This window comes from Pseudomonas sp. SST3 (assembly GCF_003325755.1).
This window is the reverse complement of the sequence record NZ_QORI02000001.1, coordinates 19547-39315: the sequence shown is the minus strand read 5'-3', so window position 1 is coordinate 39315 and position 19769 is coordinate 19547. Positions and strand designations below refer to the sequence as shown.

Below are 19769 nucleotides of genomic sequence, written 5' to 3'. Positions count from 1 at the left end.
ATTAAGAGGCGATTAACAAGGCGTGTCCGGACACAATTAGTAAGGCGGTGAAGCGTTTAGGCATGATCAGCTCGGCGTACCATCTGCTAACGCGCCGTTAATCCAGGCGGATCATACTGACCGCTGTATATCTAGCGATCCCACCCATGTACGTACTGCTGACAGAAGACAACGCACTCATCGCCAGTGGCATCGTCGCTGGGCTCGAAGCCCAGGGCTTCAGCGTGGCCCATGCCGCTACGGCCGGACGGGCCGACTCGCTGCTGCGCACCGCCAGGTTTGACCTGATGATTCTCGATCTGGGCTTGCCAGACGAAGACGGGCTGCGCTTTCTCCAGCGCCTGCGCCGTCGGGGCCTCGAGCTGCCAGTACTCATTCTGACCGCCCGGGATGCAGTGGCCGAGCGTGTCTCCGGGCTTCAGGCAGGCGCTGACGACTACCTCGTCAAACCCTTCGACCTGCGTGAACTCGCCGCCCGCCTGCATGCCCTGCTGCGCCGTGCTGCCGGCCGGGCAACGCAAGTTATCGAGCACGGTCCGCTGAGCTACAACCCAGCCGCCTGCACGGCGTTCATGGCAGGCGAACCCGTCGACCTGTCGCGCCGCGAACAGGCACTGCTGCAGGCGCTGCTACAAAACCCCAGCCACGTGCTATCGGCCGAGCAGCTCAAGGACGCGATTTACGGTCTTGCTGATGACGTCGAAAGCAACGCCCTGAATGTCCACATCCACCATCTGAGGCGCAAGCTCGGTAATGGCATCGTCGAAACCGTCAGAGGGCTTGGTTATCGCCTGGGGCCTGCCGGCCATGCGCCAGACCCCACCGGGGCACCCGACCAATGAGCTTGCGCCTTCGCCTGACCCTCACTCTTGGCTCCGCCTTCGTGTTGCTCTGGGCGCTCGCCGCTGCATGGATGCTCTTTGACGTTCGCAATCAATTGATGCAGTCCTTCGATCAGCGCCTTGCCGCGTCGGCCCGAATGGTGGCGGGTCTGCTCGTGCAATTGCCACAGCCGCAACTGAGCGAAGGCGGCATTAGGCGTCTGAGCGCAGAGCAGCTGGGTATCGAGAACGGGCTGGCGTGCCAGGTCAGCTCCTTACGGGGTGAGATCCTCGCGCGTAGCCATGCAGCGCCCGATCGCGCTCTCGATGCCCAGCGCACCGGCTTTCATAACCAACTGATTGGCGATACCGCCTGGCGTAGCTTTACTTTCATCCAAAACGGCATGCGCATCACCACCGCCGATCGCCTCGACGAGCGCACCACGCTGCAGCGTTCTGTCCTTCTGGCTGCGGCGCTGCCGGTTTTCGTCGCGTTGCTAGGCAGCCTGATCGTGTTGTGGATCGGAATTGGCAACGGGCTTGCGCCCCTCAGACGAATCCGCACGGCCCTGGCGCAACGCAGCGCCGATTCAGTGGAGCCGTTGCACATCGATCGGTTGCCGCGAGAACTGACGCCCCTGGTCGAAACACAGAACCAGCTGTTTGCCCGAATCGCGCAAATGCTCGAACGTGAACGTCGGCTGACCGATGACGCCGCCCATGAACTGCGCAGCCCATTGACCGCCATCAAGACCACCTGCAGGTGGCGGCCATGACCGAGGGCGACACCGCGAAACGGGCATTGGCCCAGGCCGAGATCGGCACGGATCGTCTGCACCGGATCCTGGAGCAGTTACTCATGCTGGCACGGGTGGAAGGTCGCGTGTCCTTTGATGACGGCCTCCGTTGCGCGGCCATCGAAGTCGCGCGGCTGGCGATCGCTGACGCCAGTCAGCAGCCTGGGCCGCGCATCGAACTGTGCGGGGCGCAAGACGTTTCGCTCTGTCCTCTGGCGATACCGCCGGCTTTGGCAGTCGCAGCATTGCGCAACCTGCTCGACAACGCCCGCCGCCATACCCGTGATGGCACTGTCATTCACTTGACGCTCACACAGTTAGACGAAAGCAGGGTTCGCTTCAGCGTGCAGGACCACGGACCGGGCGTCGCACCGGAACTGGTCGAGCGCCTGACAGAACGCTTCTGGCGGAGTGACGACGGTGAAGGCAGTGGGCTGGGCCTGTCCATCGTCAAGGCGATCGCTGAGCGCTGTGGCTGCGATCTGCGTTTCGTGCAAGCGGATGGCCTCGTCGTCGAGTTGGTTGTCAGCCTGCAACTCACCGATCAATCTGAAGATGAAAAGTCGATAGCCTGAACGTCCGGCCATCCACACCGTCCGAATAGTTAACTGAACAATCCTGTTAACTATCATCGGAGGTGACGATGCTTGTTTTCGAGCCTGTTTATACGGACGGCCTGGCGCAGATTTCCTATCTGGTTGGCGACAGCAAAGCTGCCGTGGCTGCGGTCATCGATCCCCGTCGCGATATCGACGTCTACCTGCGAATGGCGAAAGCGCGGGGTTTGCGAATCGCCTATGCCATCGAAACACATATCCATGCGGACTTCGTTTCAGGTGCCCAAACATTAGCGAAGCGCACCGGGGCGCAGATCATCGGTGGCCGCTCGGATAGCTATCAGTTCGACCTTCGTCAGGCCAGCGATGGAGAGACGATAGAGCTCGGGCAGGTGAGGCTGCAGGTCATGCATTCGCCGGGACATACGCCTGAGCACATTTCCCTGCAGCTGTTTGACGCCCAGCAGGGAAACCAGCCATTCGCGCTATTTACTGGCGACACCCTATTCAATCTGGACGTAGGGCGGCCCGATCTGCTTGGCGAAGGCAGCGAGCGAAAGCTGGCAGGCGAGCTATACCGCACCTTGTTCGATCATTACCTGCCGCTTGGCGACCGGACGGAAATTTACCCCTGCCACGGCGCCGGCTCGGCCTGCGGCAAGTCCATCGGCGACCGACGCCACTCCACGATCGGCAACGAGCGTCTCTTCAACCCAGCCTTGTGCGAGCAGCGCAGCGAAGAGGAATTCATCGATTGGCTGCTGGCCGACATGCCGGAGCCACCCCGTCACTATGCGCGCCTGAAAAAACTGAACGTGCGTCCCGCCGTACAGATGGAAGGACCTTCGATTCCGCCACCCCTCGCGCCGTCCGGCTTCAAGGCACTTGCCGCGCAAGACGTGCAGGTCGTAGACCTCCGCTCGATCCTCGCATTTGGTGGCGGGCATGTGCCCGGGGCGATCAACATTGCGTTGCGTAACGAATTCGTGAACTGGGCTGGCTGGATGCTCGATGGCACTCGCCCGATCCTGCTGGTGGGCGAGTCGGCTGACGATGTTCATGAGGCTGTCACCCAACTCTACCGGATAGGCCTGGACGATATTAAGGGCTATTTGCGTAATGGCATGACGGACTGGCAGAACGCGGCGCTACCCCTAGAGTCCATTGGTGAATGGTCGGTTCATGAGCTCGATCGCAAACGAAACGATTCGGATGTGATGTTGCTTGATGTGCGCAGTCCTGCTGAATACGAGGCAGGCCATATCCCCAATGCCCATCATGCGTTCGTCGCTCATATAGACACAGCCCTTGGCAACCTGGACCGGGATAAAACTATCGCAACGTATTGCGGTTCTGGATACCGAGCATCGATCGCGGCGAGCATTTTGAAAAAGAACGGTTTTAAAAAAGTAGTCAATGTGCCTGGCTCATGGGCTGCCTGGAGGGCAGCAGACTTGCCTGTGGCATAACAAACCAAGCAACAAGAAAAGAGGATGAAAAACATGCAGCCAGAAACTTTTTCGCTGAAAACAACCTATCAGCGTCTGCCCGCTTGCGGAAAATATTTAGTTCAGCAGAACAGGAAAATTTTCTGCATCGCAACCATGGCGGTAGTCTCGGGCTGTACCGGTTTCGGCACGGTCAGCTCGTCAACTGAACCCGCTGGAAGAGCAGAATCTACCAAAACCAATGTTTTGGAGGCAGGAGCAGCCATGCTCCAAACGGATTCGCCTCTGGATCCCATGAACGTCTATTTGGTCGGCTTTCATCCCATGAAAGATGACCCATCTCACCAAATGGAAGCGCACCATTTTTGTAATCAGGTCAATGAAGATCTTGCCCAATGCGCATTGTTTGATGGCAATACTCGAGACGCTAACCTCAACGGTATCGAGTACATCATCTCCGAGCGCCTGTTTGAGCAGTTGCCGACCGCCGAAAAGCAGTACTGGCATCCGCACAATGGCGAAATTTTGTCCGGACAGTTGGTTGCGCCCGGTTTGCCGGAGCAGGCTGATCACGCACTGATGAAGAGCAAGATGAATAGCTACGGCAAAACCTGGCATACCTGGGACGCTACCCAAGGCAAACCAGGTGAGTCGCTGCCATTAGGAGAGCCGAGGTTGGCGTGGTCGTTTAATCGGATTGGTGAGGCCAAAGAGGGATTGGTGGAAAGCCGAGACAAACGTATGGATATCAATACTGAGGAACGTCGTAAGGCCAGACAGGATCTTGTACCACTGGCCAAGCCCCAGGACGGTGTTGATGCGCTCAAGGGCCAATTTGAAGAGCCAACCCGGCCCATCCCCGGTGTTGTTGATAAACAAGCCGCAAGTCAGTCTCCGGCGCAATCGGAACCGGTTTCCAGATAGAGGGGGCGCGCAGTTTGAGTTCGCAGCTTACAAGTGACAACACGGGATCATTAGGAGCGATTGCTCAAACCAATAACAGGTGATGACTATGGCTGCTTCCGAATCGAGGCCCACCTTAGACACGCGTCGCTCAATGCTGGCAACGATACTGCTCGGTGTTGGCGTTATGGCTGCGATAGACGAGATTGTGTTCCACCAAATATTGGCTTGGCACCACTTTTACGACCTATCTACTCCAGCACTTGGCTTGGTTTCCGACGGTCTACTGCATTCGGCAGAGCTAATTTTTTTCGTGCTAGGTTTTTTCATGTTTTCCGATCTGCGTGCCCGTCATTCACTCGCGCGAACCCATGCTTGGGCAGGTTTTTTTTTCGGGCTGGGTATCTTCCAGCTCTTTGACGGAATCGTTGATCATAAGCTGCTTGGCCTGCATCAAGTCCGCTACGTCGATAACCTTTTACCGTATGACTTGGCATGGAACGGTTTTGGGGTTCTTTTGCTTGTGATCGGTTTCGTACTCCTCCGCAGAGCACGGCACCATATCACTGCGCAACTCAGCAAATAGGTGCCTGGTGGATCACGGAGTGCATAACGTCAGCATGGGTGGCTCCGCCGCGCTCGTTGTGCTGTTGGTAGTTCTACCGTCTGTCTTACTCATCATTTATTTGGTCGTTGCGGGCCGGGAGCTCAGAAGATCAACGTGGAGCGGCTGGCGAACCGCCAGCTTCGCTGTCGGAATTCTGCTGATCATTGCCGCGATATCACCCCCGCTCTCTGATTGGGCTCACCGGGATCTTAGCGGTCATATGGTCCAGCATTTGCTTCTCGGTATGTTCGGTCCGCTCGCGCTAGTTCTCGGTGCCCCTGGTACGCTTTTGCTTCGAAATATTCCCGTTACTATCGCGCGCCGTATTGTGGCGTTTCTCGCAACGCGTCCAATCCGCTTCTTGATACACCCTATAACGGCAGCCTTACTCGACATAGGTGGTATGTATGTTCTTTACCTGACGCCTCTGTATGTCTTAAGCATGACGGACCCGCTCGTTTATGTTCTCTTGCACTTGCATTTTGTGATCTCAGGTTATCTTTTCACGTGGTCAATCGCCGGCCCCGACCCCGCTCCGCACCGAGCCGGTATGACTATGAGGCTAACGGTGGTATTTCTTGCGACAGCAGCGCACGCAAATCTAGGTAAGCTTATGTACGGCTACGGCTATCCACGCGGCGCCATGGCGGATCTAAGCGAACTCCAAGCGGCTGCACAATGGATGTATTACGGCGGTGATCTTGCTGAGCTGTTGCTGATAATCGCGTTCTTTGCGATGTGGTTTCGCCGTCGGAACATTCTTCCAGTGGCGTTCGCCGATCGAAGGCAGGGCTTGTACTAAAGAGCAGTAGCAGCAAGCAGATCCGATATAGCGGTAAGAAACGATCGGGTTCAAATCGGAGATTCGACGTGAGTCTCCTCTCCCAGGCGTGGGGCACCACTCCTCAATGCCGGCTCTGATTCTGCTATGTTGCGGTCGGCTCTATCATTCTGCATCTCCGCTATTACCGGCAGAGCAGGACCGCGAGTTTCCACCCGCTAGGGGAAAAAACTAGCAACTATCGCTCCGTGCCTCACTGGCCCAGACTTTGGATTACCAGAGCAGTGGCAGCAATGATTGCAATCAGACCGAAACCTTTCTGCAGCAGTGGTCCGGGCAATCGGGCGGAGATCAGAAGACCCATTAACATGCCAGCAACCGCACCCACCGAAAAGGGTATGGCCACCGCCCAGTCGATGTTCCCCGCTAAGGCCGAAGACGACACGCCGCTGACCGATACGAGGCCTATGACGGCCAAAGACGTTGCCGTGATCGAGCGCATAGGGAGGTCACTGAAGCGGCTCAGTGCGGGAACCAGAACAAAGCCACCGCCTACGCCCAGTAATCCCGAGAGGAAACCCGCCAAGGTGCCGGATGCTGCGACGATTGCCGCGCAGCGGTAGGTCCAATGAAAGCGGCCGGTCTGCGGATTCAGCCGACATGGAACCGCTTTTCGGGCCGAATCATCGGTCGGCGGACGCCTGAATGCTCTGAACGCGACCCAGAACATCACCAGTGCAAACAGTAGGGCGAGCATATCGTGCGCTACCCGCCCAGCCACCCAGACCCCGGCAGGGGCGAGCAGCACACCGGAGCAGGCCATTAGCGCCGCGGCCTTGTAACGGACAATACCGTCCCGTAGTCCGACCATCGCGCCGACCCATGCGGCAAGGCCGACCGCCATCAGGCCGATTGGCGCAGCCTGGGGCAGGTCGAGGCCAACCACGAATATAAGCAACGGTACGGTGAGGATACCGCCACCGGCACCGGTCAGCGCCAAGACGACTCCGACCGATAGTCCGAGCCCCATTTCAATAATCATCGGCACCGTTCTCTTTCGCACGCCTTGGCTTCGCGAATTAGAGTGCAACCGATCACTGCGGCTTGCCCGAAAAGCGCGTCTGCAGCTCGTATAGCGTCATGCCCGCCAGCATCGCGATGACAAAGATCAGTGGCTCGCTCCGGCCGCTCAAGAGCGACGCTACTACCGGCCCCGGACAATAACCGGCCAGCCCCCAACCCGCTCCGAATACCAGGCTACCCAGTACGAGACGGCGATCTATCCGAGTAGCGGTAGGCATCCGCATGACATCTCCCAGCACCGCCCGGGATCGTTTTGACGCGAAGAAGAAGCCGATACTGGCGACTATGATCGCACCGCCCATGACGAACGCGAGCGAGGGGTCCCACGCCCCGGCCAGATCGAGAAACGCGATCACCTTGGATGGGTCGGCCATCCCTGACAGGAGCAGGCCCAGGCCGAAAACCAGCCCCGCTACAAATGCGCTCAGCAATTTCATGGCAACTCCTCAGCCCAGCAAGTGACGGATGACGAACACGGTCAGAAAGCCGCTGGCCATGAACGCGGCCGTCGCGACCAGCGAGCGCGGCGACCGTCGCGACAATCCACATACGCCATGCCCGCTCGTGCAACCGGAGCCGTACCGTGTGCCGACGCCGACCAACAATCCGGCAGCAATCAGAGTCAAGGTGCTCGCACTAATCTCAATGTCTGGTTGCTCGAAAGCCGCCTGAAACAGCACCGGTGCGATGACCAGTCCGGCGATGAATGAAACACGCCAGAACACATCACCTTTGGCTGGCCGCAGCAACCCGCCAATCACACCGCTAATGCCCGCGATTCTCCCGTTCAGCAGGATAAACAGGGTCGCAGCGAGACCGATAAGCGCGCCTCCGGCGAACGAAGACCACGGTGTGAAATTTGCCCAGTCGATCGTCATTTCGATGGGTCCTCGATTTCTGGGTGCTGGCAGTAAAGCCGGTAAAGCACCTGCATGACTTCCATCGCCTGATGGCTGGCGATGCTGTAGTGAACTTGCTTGCCCACGCGTCGCGTGCTGACCAAGCCATTGTGACGCAGGACCGTGAGCTGTTGAGACAAGGTCGGTTGCTCAACGCCCGTCGCACTAGCGAGATCACCCACGCAGTACTCACCCTGGGTCAGCTGGCACAGCAACAATAGACGGTCAGGGTTCCCCAGCGCCTTCAATAAACCGCAGGCATCCGTGGCGCTGCGACGAAGCGTTTCGATATCGAGATCTGCCATAAAGGTCTTTTTCTTCAGTGTGTCAGGTAGATTTGACAATATACTTTATCTATATATATTTCAATATTACGTATGGGCAGAGACAGCGGATGCCCGGTCGGAACTCCGCGTCCAATACAGTCCCTAAAAAAGTGCAGCATCGCTTTGGCTCTTCACCCCGCAGCGCCACCCGTCGGCGCGAATCAGGAGATCGAAATGTCATCGATACAGCAAAACAGTACGAACCATGACCAGGCGGACCGGGTCCGCCGCTCAACGTCCCAACCTGTTAACCAGGAAATCGATCGCCAAACCGACGAGAACATTCGTCGATTCAGCGCGATGGGGCGAAGCGCGATTCTTCAGCGCATCGATGTCCTTGACCGTGAGTGGGACGTCGAGCGTGTACTCGAGGTCAATGCCTCCTCACTTGCGCTGTCCGGGCTAGTGCTTGGACTTACGGTGAATAGAAAGTGGTTCCTGTTGCCTGGCGTCGTGCTGCCGTTTCTTCTGCAACACGGCCTGCAGGGATGGTGCCCACCGCTGGCAATTCTGCGCCGCCTGGGTGTTCGCACGCGAGGCGAGATTGATCAGGAAAAATATGAATTGCTAGGTGCCCTGGAACAGGCACCGCTGAGCACTCACCACTAGCCGAGACCATTATGATATTCCGCCAGCTGTTCGAGCCCGTGTCGTCCACCTACACTTACTTGCTTGGGTGCGAGAACACCCGGCAAGCCGTCCTCATCGATCCGGTTATTTCAGCAACGGACCGCGACCTGACCGAGCTGGCCGAGCTGGGCTTGAATCTGGCGTTCACATTGGACACCCATATACATGCCGATCACATTACCGCCGCGTTGGAGCTGAAGAAGCGGACGGGTTGCCGCATTGCGGGGCCAGCAATCGATAGATTGCCCTGCACGGATGTGGGTATCGAAGAAGGCGTTCCTTTCATACTTGGCAGTCTGCAGTTCACGCCCCTGCATACACCGGGGCACACCGATGGGCACTTCGCCTATCTGTTAGGGAATCGCCTGTTCAGCGGTGATGCCTTGCTCATCGACGGCTGCGGCAGGACCGATTTTCAGAACGGCAGTGCCGATGACCTGTTTCACAGTGTTAGAAACAAGCTCTTCACACTGCCAGACGACACTCTGGTCTATCCCGGCCATGACTACAGTAGTCGTCGAGTCTCTACCATCGCTCAGGAAAAGCAGCGCAACCCTCGGCTAGGCGAAGCGATATCCCTGGAGCGATTCAAGGAAATCATGGCGGGGTTGAACTTGCCGTATCCCAAGTTCATTGATCATGCCGTGCCCGGAAATCGCCAGTGCGGTGTATGCCCACCCGACCTTACGGATAATCTCCGTCGCTATTGCGAACAGGTTGAGCACAGCCCTCAGGGCTGACCACCGTCATGCCAAGCCAGTATCAGCGCCTGGAGCCCCCTGACGGTTCCGCTAAAACGAACAACCGTTCCGGAAGGACAGGCAGGGCTCAAGCATCCATCTCGCTACACGAGGCTTTGAATATGAACAACCCTGATCGACCCCGTTTTCGCGTGAGTGCAGACCGGCAGTCTGCAAGCCGTCGCGTTCGCTATGTCGAAACCAATCGGCCAGATAGCCAGAACTGCAAGATCTGTCAGCTGGACGAGGAAAACCCATCTTCGATCGAAGCGCCCTCCGGAGAGCGAAACACCGGCGGGCAGAAACCTGGCGCCAAGTCGGAGCGAGCCGGATAGATCCTCCAACAACCAGGCCGACCGTATCTGATGATTTCTCACGCACGGCTTGTTTAGCTAAACGCCGTCATTGTGCAAGGACGTAAATCTCTGAACGGCAAACCCTGCGTACCCGAAGTGCACGATAAGCGCCACTCGCTCCGGCTACAGAATGAAGATATCTCCATTGCGGCTGCTTTTTGGCAACTACTGTCAAGCGACAAGAGCCATCTCTTACCACATTCTTGCTAGCTACTAGATAGTTGCTTTATGCGGAAAACCTCCCCAGGTTTCACCCTATGCTTGGCACTTAATGCGCGGAGCGGTATCTCCGAACCGTCCCGCTCAACCCGAACAAGTACACCATTCTTCGCTATTAGCAGGGTATGGCCTGCCGCAACTGAACGTAGGTAAGCAGCATGCGTGGCGGCCGCTGCGAGCTTAGGAATCATTTCCTCGTCACGGTCCATTTCGCTATCGCTGAGTTCAGCCATGGATTTAGTCCTCTCAATGGCAGCCTCGATGGCTGATGCTCAAAGGCTCTCAATCTGATTTCTATTGTTTTGGTCCATTGGCACAGCCCTTCGGCGGGAAGCGAGTCACGGAGTTCACCAAGGTTACCATGGAGCTATCAGGCGGTTCCTTGGGCAGCGAGCCAAGGATCACCGATCAAAGCGTCACTGCGGAGGTAATGCCACCGAGCCGCTTTCAGGTAGATCGTAGCTCCTGGATTTCAGTTTGGATGCAGCTGAGGATCTGATCCGCCTCTCCCGCTGGTGCCTGTCTTAGATAGGCCAGGATAAGCAAGGAAGCGGGATGAACCGACAAAATTGCTGCGATTTGCTCTATCTTCTCCAACGATGGCTTCCACTTGCCGCGCTCAATCGCGCTGATGTAGCTCTGACTAGGTCCCAGTCCTTCCTGAGGTAATTCCCTCTGTCGCCGAAGCTCCTTAATCACCAGCCCAAGCGCATCATTCAGTTCCACTTTTGCTGCCTCGCAAAAGGAACGATGAAGCCTTTTCGAAGCTGAATGAGCTATGCTGTGTATAGCTTAAATATAGAGATCATTGATGTTCACCACCCACCGGCATGCTGAAATCCCGCTTGTGCCTATATTTGGGGAACCCTATCAGTTGTGGCGTTTTGTTGAGCTCGAGCAGCATCGTCCCTGGTTTTGCGTAACCCTTAATATAGGCAAAGGTAATGCTAGCTGGAGAACGATGTACCTTGTAGCGTCCGAGGCAGAGCTGGAACAAATGCTTGAAGGTATCGCTGCCAAAGCCAAGATAGAGGACGTGCAGGTCATCACTCCCTCTCGCCTTAATGGATCCGGCGTATGGCAGATGGAACCGCTTGCTGAGCTGGTTCGCATCTCCGATACCGATGAAAACGTATTGGGCTATGACCTTAGAACCGCGTCAGGGGTTGTCTACTCGGATAGAGATCACATCAGCTCGGTTGATGTAGGGCGCGCTCAAATCTATTGTTCAACGACCCCTTAACTGCACGGGCATTAGCAGTCTCGCTGCGGCACTCCTTCAGGGTAGTCGGTGCCAGCCTGAATTAAGCCTGCAGTCGAGATGTCCGTCACCTAAGTAGTCGTAGCGCGGTGAATCAGGGTTGTTCTCGGTTAGCGAAGGATGAGCATTGCTAAGCGCGTCGCGCGGCCACCAACTGAGACTCGCGTCTGAATGAGCCGCAAATCCGCTCATTAAGGAGCCTGGTTGCCGGACGGCGCTCCAAGTAATTCCCTCGATTGAACATGGCCTGTCACAGTGCTGTCGAGTTCGATTTCGACGCCTTTATTTCTGATACACCCGATGTTGTGCACTGGTTTTCCTAAAGCTGCAACTCAAACTAACGGATTCACCTTTAGCTTCATGGCCCCATGAGCAAGTGCTTCGGCTCATATCCAGCATGTGTGTGAGGACGTACTCGCATTGGACGATGCCGGCATGCGTAGGGTTTTCACTGAAAGCGAATTTGAGGAACTGGTTCAGTCAGTGCGCACGGAGCTTTTGCCTAAGCTGGCAGATGTGCGGAGGAACGTGCAGCAACCATGATCTCTCCGAACCACCGAACGAGCACATGCAGAATCTTCTCGAGTCGTTCAGCACTCTTAAGAAACGATTCGGCGAGGACGAAGATGCAGTCAAGATTATTGAACGAGAAAACAAATCTCGCACATGACTGGAGCCGAGGCGGAGCCCCAGGGCCAAAGGTAAGAACGCGAATCCTCGGGGCCGTTGAGCCATCAGAGGAGAAGCACAGCACGAGAAGCATCTTTAACGATATTGCGATGATAATGAGTGAAGCCCCAAGGCTTGGCCGCACGCAACGAAATCCCTTGCATAGGACTGGCTATTTTTACAGTATGGGAGTTGCGGTCATACCATGCACATATTTAATGCACATATAAAAATATGGTCTGGAAGTCAGTTTATTAGGCGTTGTGAGCGGTATTCTGGGGTGATGAACATCCTTGGCGTGCCTTTCAACATCGCCAGCTATGCATTGCTGACGTTGATGGTCGCGCAGGTCTGCGATCTGCAGCCGGGTGAGTTCATCTGGAGCGGTGGGGATTGCCACTTGTATGCCAATCATCTGGAACAGGCCGACCTGCAGCTGACCCGCGAGCCGCTGCCGCTGCCGACAATGAAGCTCAATCCCGCTGTGAAGGATCTGTTCGCCTTCCGCTTCGAGGATTTCGAACTGGTGGGGTATGAAGCGCACCCGCACATCAAGGCATCCGTCGCTGTCTGAGTGATGCGCTGGTCGTTTTTTTCTGGTGTATCACCTGATTGTCATATTTGCCGTATAGACTCGACCGCCCAGGGATTTTTGAGGGCTGTGGCATGCGCAGGGTCGTGTTCAATCAGAAGGGCGGGGTCGGCAAGTCCAGCATCGCCTGTAACCTCGCCGCGGTGAGTGCGGCACAGGGCTACCGGACACTGTTGGTCGACCTCGATGCGCAGGCCAATTCCAGCTATTACCTCACTGGTCTAGCGGGCGATGATTTGCCCACTGGCATCGCAGATTTCTTCAAGCAGGTGCTGGCCGGCGGCGCAGCGGGCAAGAAGGCGCGGCCGCCGATCACCGAAACGCGCTTTGAGAATCTGGATCTTATCAGCGCGACGGCCGAGCTGGCCGATCTGCAGCCCAAGCTTGAAGCCAGGCACAAGATCAACAAGTTGCGAAAACTTCTGGAAAACCTTTCCGAAGAATACGAGCGGATCTATCTGGACACGCCACCGGCGCTGAATTTCTTTACCGTGTCTGCATTGATTGCCGCGGACCGCTGCTTGATTCCCTTCGACTGCGACAGCTTCTCCCGTCAGGCCCTGTACAGCCTGCTGGAAGAAATCGCGGAGCTGCAGGAAGACCATAACGAAGGGCTGAAAGTCGAAGGCATCGTGGTCAATCAGTTCCAGCCAAGGGCGGCGCTACCGCAACAGATGATCGACGAGCTGCTGGCGGAGGGACTGCCTGTTTTGCCGGTACACCTGATGAGTTCGGTGCGAATGCGCGAGTCGCATCAGGTCTGCATGCCACTGATCCATTTCGACCCGAGGCATAAGCTGACGCAACAATTCGTCGCGTTGCACGATTATCTCGAAGCTTGAGCTGAGCTCGATCACTCCGTACGCGAGCCCTCGATCTTGCGGCCCAGGCGTGACGCATAGAGTTCGCCGATAATGCCTCGGCGGAAAATCAACACACAGACCATGAAGATGATGCCGGTGACCAGCGTGACCGGCAGTTCCGAGGTCGCAAAATAATTGCCCAGCGTGGTCACCAGCGCCGCGCCGAATACCGGGCCCACCAGCGTGCCGATCCCGCCCAGCAGCGTCATCAGCACCACTTCGCCGGACATTTGCCAGCTCACGTCGGTGAGCGTGGCGAACTGGAACACCAGTGCCTTCAGGCCGCCTGCCAGGCCAGCCAGGGCTGCTGACATGACGAAGGCGCCCAGCTTGTAGCGGGACACGGAATAGCCAAGGGAAATCGCCCGGCTCTCGTTCTCGCGGATCGACTTGAGGATCATGCCGTAGGGCGAATTGATGATTCGCCAGATCGCCAACATGCCGAGCAGGAACACCGTCAGCACGAAGAAGTACATGTTCAGCGGTTCTTTCAGGTCGATCAGGCCGAACAGATGGCCGCGCGGAATGCCCTGGATGCCGTCTTCGCCGTGCGTGAAAGGGGCTTGCAGGCAAAAGAAGAAGAACATCTGCGACAACGCCAAGGTGATCATCGTCGAATAGATGCCTTGCCTTCGGATCGCCAGAAAACCGATCACCAACCCCAGCAACGCGGCGCCTACCACGCCGACCAGAACGCCCAACTCCGGCGTCAGCCCCCACTCCTTGACCGCATGGGCGGTGAAATAGGCGGCGCCGCCGAAGAACGCCGCGTGGCCGAACGAGAGAATGCCGGTATAGCCCAGGAGCAGATTGAAGGCGCAGGCGAACAGTGCGAAGCACATCACCTTCATCAGGAACACGGGGTAGAAATGCAGGGGCGCCAGGACCAGCCCGACGACACCGATGAGGATCAGGATCGTCTCGACATTCCAGCGCTTTCGCTTTGCTGCGGATATTGCGGTCGTTTGCTGCATGTCAGCCATCCCTTCCCATCAAGCCCGCAGGGCGCACGAGCAGCACAATCGCCATGACCACGAAGATCACGATATTGGATGCCTCGGGGTAGAACACCTTGGTCAGCCCTTCGAGGATTCCGAGCATGTAACCGGTGATGACTGCTCCCAAGATCGAGCCCATGCCGCCTACCACCACCACGGCGAATACGACGATGATGAGGTTCGACCCCATCAACGGGCTGACCTGATAGATCGGCGCTGCGAGAATCCCGGCCAGTCCCGCCAGGCCGGCGCCCAGCCCGTAGGTAAAGGTCAGTAACAAGGGCACGTTGATGCCGAAAGTGCGCACCAATGTAGGATTCTCGGTGGCGGCCCGCAGGTAGGAGCCGAGTTTGGTCTTCTCGATCAGCAGCCAGGTGCTGAAACAGATCAATAGCGACGCCAGCACGACCCAGGCGCGGTACTTGGGCAGGAACATGAATCCGAGGTTGTAGCCGCCCGACAGCAGGCTCGGCACCGCATAGGGTTGGCCGGACGAGCCGTAGAAGTAACGAAAGGCGCCTTCCAGCGCGAGCGCCAGGCCGAAGGTGAACAACAGACCGTAAAGGTGATCGAGGTTATACAGCCGTGATAGCGCCAGCCGTTCGACCACCGCGCCGACCAGGCCGACAATCAGCGGTGCCAGAATCAGCGCCGGCCAGTAGCCGATGCCCAGAACCGCCAGCAGCAGATAACCGGCGAAGGCGCCCATCATGTACTGCGCGCCATGGGCGAAGTTGATCACTTTGATCAGGCCGAAAATAATCGCCAGACCGAGGCTGAGCATGGCGTAGAAGGAGCCATTGATCAGACCGATCAGTAGCTGCCCGAGAAACGCCTGGATAGGTACGCCGAAGATCTCCGTCATCAGACCCCCAGAGTTTCGTTGAGTATCGTCATGCGATCCGGCAGCTCGCTGACATGGAAGTTATCGACGATCCGCCCGTGGTCAACCAAGTAGAAACGATCCGCGACCTTGCTGGCGAAGCGAAAGTTCTGCTCGACCAGCAGGATGGTCATGCCGCGCTGCTTGAGCGACTGCAGCACGTCTCCGATGCGCTGGACGATCACTGGCGCCAGGCCCTCAGTGGGCTCGTCCAGCAGCAACAGTTTTGTCCCCGTCCGCAGTATCCGTGCGATCGCCAGCATCTGCTGTTCACCGCCCGAAAGCTTGGTGCCGGCGCTGTTGCGGCGCTCCTTGAGGTTGGGGAATAAATCGTAGATCTCGCTCGTGGATATGCCGCCCTTGGCGATGATCGGCGGCAGATTGAGGTTCTCGTCCACCGTCAGGGTGGCAAAAATGCCGCGCTCCTCCGGCACGAAGCCCATCCCTGTATGGGCGGCTCGATGCAGTGGCACGCGCATCATGTCGTGGCCATCGAACTGGATGGTGCCGGTCCGTTTGCGGATGATCCCCATGATCGAGCGCAGCGCCGTGGTCTTGCCTACACCGTTGCGGCCGAGCAGCGTCACGGTCTCGCCTTGATGGACGTCCAGGTCGATGCCATGCAAGGCGTGGCTTTCGCCATACCAGGCATTGAGCTCGCGAACACTTAACAGCGGGGTCGCATCATTCATCTTCCGTCCCCATATAGGCTTCGCGCACGCGTGCGTCCTGGCTCACACTGCGGTAATCACCGGAGGTGAGGATCTCTCCGCGCTGCAGGACGGTCACCTGATCGCAGAGATCAGCGACGACCTTCAGGTTGTGCTCAACCATCAGCACCGCTCGGCTGCGAGCAACTTCGCGAATTAGGTCCGAGACGATGTGTACGTCTTCGTGTCCCATTCCCGCCATCGGTTCATCCAGCAGCAATACCTTGGGTTCCAGAGCCAGGGTGGTGGCGATCTCCAGCACGCGCTTGCGGCCGTAGGAAAGGTCTGCGGCCGGGCTGTTGTAGTCATCCTGCAGGCCGACCGACTCGATCAGCGCCATGGCATGGTCGTTCAGCTTGTTCAATGAGCGCAGCGGTAGCCAGAACTGGGTGGCCAGTCCGCCGGGCCGCTGCAGCGCCACGCGAACATTTTCCAACACGCTTAGATGCGGAAATACCGCGGATATCTGGAATGACCGCACCAGGCCCATGCGGGCCACCTTAGCCGGGTCGGTGCGGGTGATGTCCTGGTCAAGCAGCCTGATGCTGCCGCTCGAAGGCTGCAGAAACTTGGTCAGGAGATTGAACACCGTCGTTTTGCCCGCGCCGTTGGGCCCGATCAGCGCATGGACGCGGGCATGATGCACGTCCAGATCGACGTTGTTCACCGCCACGAATCCGCCGAAATCGCGGCGCAGCCCGCGCGCCGACAGCACGACGCGGGGCTGTTCACCAGCGTCCGGGGAGACCGCAGCTTCCCCGGTTGTGTCACTCATGCTGGCCATCATGCTTACTGCTTGGCCAGGTCGCAGCCGCTTTCGGCCGGCTTGATATAGGCTTCATCGCCCGGCACCGTGGCGAGGACCTTGTAGTAATCCCACGGCTCCTTGCTTTCGTCGGGTTTCTTCACTTCCATCAGGTAGACGTCGCTGATCAGGCGGCCGTTGGCGCCGACCTTGCCATTGCGAGCGAAGAGATCGTTCACTGGCATCTCGTGCATTGCCTTGGCAACCGCCTCGGTTTCATCGGTGCCGACCTTGTCGATCGCCTTGAGGTACTGCATCACGCCCGAATAGGTCCCCGCGTGAACCATGTTCGGCATCCGTCCGGTGCGCTCGAAGAAGCGCTTGCCGAATTCACGGGACTGGTCGTCGCGGTCCCAGTAGAAACTCTCGGTCAGGGTCAGCCCTTGCGCGGCTTCAAGGCCGAGACCGTGCACTTCCGAGAGGGTGAAGAGCAGCGCGGCCAGACGTTGACCGCTGGCGACGATGCCGAATTCCGCGGCTTGCTTGATGGCATTGGCGGTATCCATCCCGGCGTTGGCCAGGCCGATGACTTCGGCACCGGAGGACTGCGCTTGCAAGAGGAACGAAGAGTAGTCGTTGGTCGCCAATGGGTGCCGCACGGCGCCCTTGATCTCGCCACCCTTGGCTTTGACGAATTCGCTGGTCTGTTCTTCCAACGAGTAACCGAAGGCATAGTCGGCGGTGAGGAAATACCAGCTGTCGCCGCCCTGCGACACCAGCGCGCCACCGGTGCCGACCGCCAACGCGTGGGTGTCATACGCCCAGTGGAAGCCGTAGGGCGAGCACTGCTTGCCGGTCAGCTCCACCGTGGCGGCGCCGGTGACCAGATCGATTTTCTTCTTCTCCTTGGAGATGCCTTGCACCGCGAGCGCCACGGATGACGTGGTCAGTTCCATGATGGAGTCGACCTGCTCGCGGTCGTACCACTGGCGAGCGATGTTGGAGGCGATATCCGGCTTGTTCTGATGGTCGGCAGTCACGATCTCGATGGGAGCGCCCTGAACCTTGCCGCCGAAGTCCTCGGCCGCCATTTTCGCCGCCTCATAGGACCATTTGCCACCGAAGTCGGCGTAGACACCGGATTGATCGTTGAGGATGCCGATTTTCACTTTGCCATCGGATATCTCCGCAGCCGACGCGGGAATCGCGGCTGCTGCGCTCAGTACTGCCGTTGTAATTGCCAGAAGCTTCATCGCCTATCTCCTTGCAGGGTTGACCGCTTCCAGGGCGGCCCGTACGGGCCGCCACGACTGGACGGTTCGGTGGGTAACGGGGTCGTGGGGGTGAGGCAGAAGAGGCCGCCAGCCCTCGCAGCGATCGGATGTCGACGGGTGCCGCGCTAACGGTTGCGGGCGCAGGCGGCGATACGGGCCATACAAGAAAATCCGGGGGGCGGCAGCAATGAGCATTGCGCCGGAAAAAAGGTCAGTCGTCGTGTCGGGGCACGGGTAGTCGTTGGACGCTGGGGCTGTGCTCATTCGGCCTGGCATACGACTCTTCTAGTTATTGTTTAGAACTAAACGTAGCAGGGGATCGGCCAGGCGCAACTGGCCGATCAGGCGATAAGGATCCAGTTTCGCTTGCCCGTTCGATGCAGCAGGCGAGCTTGACGCGCGCGTCAGGGCTGAGCAGGCGTTGAAAAACTACCGCGTGCCTGCGGTTTCGGCTCGGCAGTCGAATCACCCAGCCATGGCTGTGCTTGTCGTGGGGCGGAATTTCGAGCCAGCCGAACGTCGCCCAAGGGCGGAGCCGCCAAGCGAATGGCGATCGTCCGGCCAAGGGGAGTCAAAGTGCCACGTTGGTCGGCTGTGCTTTGTTCAATTGGCAGCTACCGCTATGCTGGCGACTCTTCAGGCAGGAGCGTTTGATGAGCAAGGTCAATGTGCTGGTAGTGGATGACGCGCCCTTCATCCGGGATCTCGTTAAGAAAGGCTTGCGCAGCCATTTCCCCGGTATTCGCATCGAGGAAGCGGTGAACGGTCGCAAGGCCCAGCAGATGCTTGATCGCGAACGCTTCGACCTGATTCTCTGCGACTGGGAAATGCCCGAGATGTCCGGGCTCGAACTGCTTACCTGGTGCCGCGCCCAGGATGCGCTGAAGACCACGCCGTTCATCATGGTTACCAGCCGTGGCGACAAGGAAAACGTGGTGCAGGCGATTCAATCCGGCGTGTCCGATTTCATCGGCAAGCCTTTTTCCAACGAGCAATTGACCACTAAGGTGCGCAAGGCGCTGGGCCGCGCGGGCAAGCTCGACGCACTGGCCGCCAGTGCCCCGGTACGGCCTACCAGCACCGGGATGGCTAATGACTCGCTCTCTGCGCTGACCGGTGGCCGGGCAGCGGCGGTCAAGCCTGCGGCCGCGGCACCGGCCAGCTCCCCGGCAGCGGCTTTCGCCTCGCCGCTGTTGCAGCCGGGAGCGCCCAAACCCACCGCGTCCAAGAATGGCCGTGGCCAGGGCCAGCTACGTCTGGCGTCGGGTACGCTCGCCTGTGTAATCAAGGGGCTGAGCCTCAAGGAAGGCCTGTTGGTGGTCAAGCGCGGCGAGAACCTGCCGCAGGTGCTGGAAAGCGCCGTGCTCGATCTGGAGCAGGGTGAGGCCGGCGAGGTGGCCCGTCTCAATGGCTATCTGCACGCCGTTGCGGCATTGGAGCCTAAACCTGATAGCGAGTGGCTGCAGCTGACCTTCCGTTTCGTCGACCGCGACCCGCAGAAACTCGACTACTTGTCGCGATTGATTGCTCGCGGCACCGCGCAGCGGCATTTCGTACCGGGTGCCTGACCGAGGCGCGATCCAGGCGAGCGCCTAAGCTGCCGATCA

At 58.2% G+C, this 19769-nt stretch carries 20 protein-coding genes and 2 pseudogenes; 12 read left to right on the top strand and 10 right to left on the bottom strand.

What is annotated here, in order from left to right:
• Positions 1 to 146: 146 nt before the first annotated feature.
• The 6 genes and pseudogenes from DQ405_RS00200 to DQ405_RS00175 all read left to right on the top strand — a co-directional run bounded on the left by DQ405_RS00200 (position 147) and on the right by DQ405_RS00175 (position 5935).
• On the top strand, positions 147 to 842 hold the full coding sequence (locus DQ405_RS00200) for a response regulator (RefSeq protein ID WP_168422375.1): 696 nt from the start codon (positions 147 to 149) through the stop codon (positions 840 to 842).
• Positions 839 to 2193 (top strand): annotated as a pseudogene (locus tag DQ405_RS00195) (ATP-binding protein). Before DQ405_RS00200 ends, DQ405_RS00195 begins: the two are co-directional and overlap by 4 nt.
• A 68-nt stretch (positions 2194 to 2261) precedes the next feature.
• On the top strand, positions 2262 to 3644 hold the full coding sequence (locus DQ405_RS00190; protein WP_168422374.1) for an MBL fold metallo-hydrolase: 1383 nt from the start codon (positions 2262 to 2264) through the stop codon (positions 3642 to 3644).
• Positions 3645 to 3668: 24 nt separating this feature from the next.
• Entirely contained in the window at positions 3669 to 4547 is an 879-nt protein-coding gene (locus DQ405_RS00185) for an OBAP family protein (protein ID WP_206678889.1), read from the top strand.
• 88 nt (positions 4548 to 4635) lie between these two features.
• Positions 4636 to 5112 (top strand): DUF2243 domain-containing protein, encoded by a 477-nt coding sequence (locus DQ405_RS00180; RefSeq protein ID WP_206678888.1) that lies wholly within the window; start codon positions 4636 to 4638, stop codon positions 5110 to 5112.
• Between the two features lie 19 nt (positions 5113 to 5131).
• The gene (locus tag DQ405_RS00175; protein ID WP_342030387.1) at positions 5132 to 5935 is read left to right on the top strand and encodes a cytochrome c oxidase assembly protein; all 804 of its coding nucleotides are present in this window, start codon (positions 5132 to 5134) and stop codon (positions 5933 to 5935) included.
• A 232-nt stretch (positions 5936 to 6167) separates the two neighbouring features.
• On the opposite strand, the gene DQ405_RS00170 is transcribed toward DQ405_RS00175, so the two are convergent.
• Genes DQ405_RS00170 through DQ405_RS00155 form a run of 4 tightly spaced genes read right to left on the bottom strand, consistent with a single transcriptional unit; the run spans position 6168 to position 8201 of the window.
• Positions 6168 to 6956, bottom strand: a complete 789-nt coding sequence (locus DQ405_RS00170; RefSeq protein ID WP_174824635.1) for a sulfite exporter TauE/SafE family protein — start codon at positions 6954 to 6956, stop codon at positions 6168 to 6170.
• 52 nt (positions 6957 to 7008) lie between these two features.
• Positions 7009 to 7434 (bottom strand): YeeE/YedE family protein, encoded by a 426-nt coding sequence (locus DQ405_RS00165; RefSeq protein ID WP_168422373.1) that lies wholly within the window; start codon positions 7432 to 7434, stop codon positions 7009 to 7011.
• Positions 7435 to 7443: 9 nt separating this feature from the next.
• The gene (locus DQ405_RS00160) at positions 7444 to 7875 is read right to left on the bottom strand and encodes a YeeE/YedE family protein (protein WP_168422372.1); all 432 of its coding nucleotides are present in this window, start codon (positions 7873 to 7875) and stop codon (positions 7444 to 7446) included.
• The gene (locus DQ405_RS00155) at positions 7872 to 8201 is read right to left on the bottom strand and encodes an ArsR/SmtB family transcription factor (protein WP_168422371.1); all 330 of its coding nucleotides are present in this window, start codon (positions 8199 to 8201) and stop codon (positions 7872 to 7874) included. Before DQ405_RS00155 ends, DQ405_RS00160 begins: the two co-directional genes overlap by 4 nt.
• Before the next feature lie 195 nt (positions 8202 to 8396).
• Here DQ405_RS00155 and DQ405_RS00150 point away from each other — a divergent pair, with 195 nt between their 5' ends.
• Together DQ405_RS00150 and DQ405_RS00145 are read left to right on the top strand one after the other, a co-directional pair.
• Positions 8397 to 8831 (top strand): hypothetical protein, encoded by a 435-nt coding sequence (locus DQ405_RS00150; protein WP_168422370.1) that lies wholly within the window; start codon positions 8397 to 8399, stop codon positions 8829 to 8831.
• Between the two features lie 11 nt (positions 8832 to 8842).
• Complete coding sequence (locus tag DQ405_RS00145) at positions 8843 to 9592, top strand: MBL fold metallo-hydrolase (protein WP_168422369.1); 750 nt, start codon at positions 8843 to 8845, stop codon at positions 9590 to 9592.
• A 1022-nt stretch (positions 9593 to 10614) separates the two neighbouring features.
• On the opposite strand, the gene DQ405_RS00140 is transcribed toward DQ405_RS00145, so the two are convergent.
• Positions 10615 to 10893 carry a helix-turn-helix domain-containing protein gene (locus DQ405_RS00140; RefSeq protein WP_342030386.1) on the bottom strand — a complete coding sequence of 93 codons (279 nt, stop codon included), beginning with the start codon at positions 10891 to 10893 and terminating at the stop codon, positions 10615 to 10617.
• An 85-nt stretch (positions 10894 to 10978) separates the two neighbouring features.
• Between DQ405_RS00140 and DQ405_RS27045 the strand changes: the two genes are divergently transcribed.
• The 3 genes and pseudogenes from DQ405_RS27045 (at position 10979) to DQ405_RS00125 (ending at position 13531) form a co-directional block, all read left to right on the top strand.
• On the top strand, positions 10979 to 11410 hold the full coding sequence (locus DQ405_RS27045) for a hypothetical protein (RefSeq protein ID WP_174824634.1): 432 nt from the start codon (positions 10979 to 10981) through the stop codon (positions 11408 to 11410).
• A 976-nt stretch (positions 11411 to 12386) separates the two neighbouring features.
• Positions 12387 to 12671, top strand: a pseudogene (gene thyA / locus DQ405_RS00130) (thymidylate synthase); the annotation flags it as partial.
• Between the two features lie 92 nt (positions 12672 to 12763).
• Positions 12764 to 13531 carry a ParA family protein gene (locus DQ405_RS00125; protein WP_168422368.1) on the top strand — a complete coding sequence of 256 codons (768 nt, stop codon included), beginning with the start codon at positions 12764 to 12766 and terminating at the stop codon, positions 13529 to 13531.
• Between the two features lie 11 nt (positions 13532 to 13542).
• Here DQ405_RS00125 and DQ405_RS00120 read toward each other — a convergent pair whose 3' ends face one another.
• From DQ405_RS00120 to DQ405_RS00100, 5 genes are read right to left on the bottom strand one after another with little or no spacing between them, the layout of a single operon-like run.
• On the bottom strand, positions 13543 to 14526 hold the full coding sequence (locus DQ405_RS00120; protein WP_168422367.1) for a branched-chain amino acid ABC transporter permease: 984 nt from the start codon (positions 14524 to 14526) through the stop codon (positions 13543 to 13545).
• 1 nt (position 14527) lies between these two features.
• Positions 14528 to 15415 (bottom strand): branched-chain amino acid ABC transporter permease, encoded by an 888-nt coding sequence (locus tag DQ405_RS00115; RefSeq protein WP_168422366.1) that lies wholly within the window; start codon positions 15413 to 15415, stop codon positions 14528 to 14530.
• Positions 15415 to 16125 carry an ABC transporter ATP-binding protein gene (locus DQ405_RS00110; RefSeq protein ID WP_168422365.1) on the bottom strand — a complete coding sequence of 237 codons (711 nt, stop codon included), beginning with the start codon at positions 16123 to 16125 and terminating at the stop codon, positions 15415 to 15417. The genes DQ405_RS00115 and DQ405_RS00110 overlap by 1 nt, the downstream gene beginning before the upstream one ends.
• On the bottom strand, positions 16118 to 16918 hold the full coding sequence (locus DQ405_RS00105; protein ID WP_168422364.1) for an ABC transporter ATP-binding protein: 801 nt from the start codon (positions 16916 to 16918) through the stop codon (positions 16118 to 16120). Before DQ405_RS00105 ends, DQ405_RS00110 begins: the two co-directional genes overlap by 8 nt.
• Before the next feature lie 14 nt (positions 16919 to 16932).
• Positions 16933 to 18141 carry an ABC transporter substrate-binding protein gene (locus tag DQ405_RS00100; RefSeq protein ID WP_168422363.1) on the bottom strand — a complete coding sequence of 403 codons (1209 nt, stop codon included), beginning with the start codon at positions 18139 to 18141 and terminating at the stop codon, positions 16933 to 16935.
• Positions 18142 to 18815: 674 nt separating this feature from the next.
• Here DQ405_RS00100 and DQ405_RS00095 point away from each other — a divergent pair.
• Complete coding sequence (locus DQ405_RS00095) at positions 18816 to 19730, top strand: response regulator (protein WP_168422362.1); 915 nt, start codon at positions 18816 to 18818, stop codon at positions 19728 to 19730.
• The last annotated feature ends 39 nt before the right edge of the window (positions 19731 to 19769 follow it).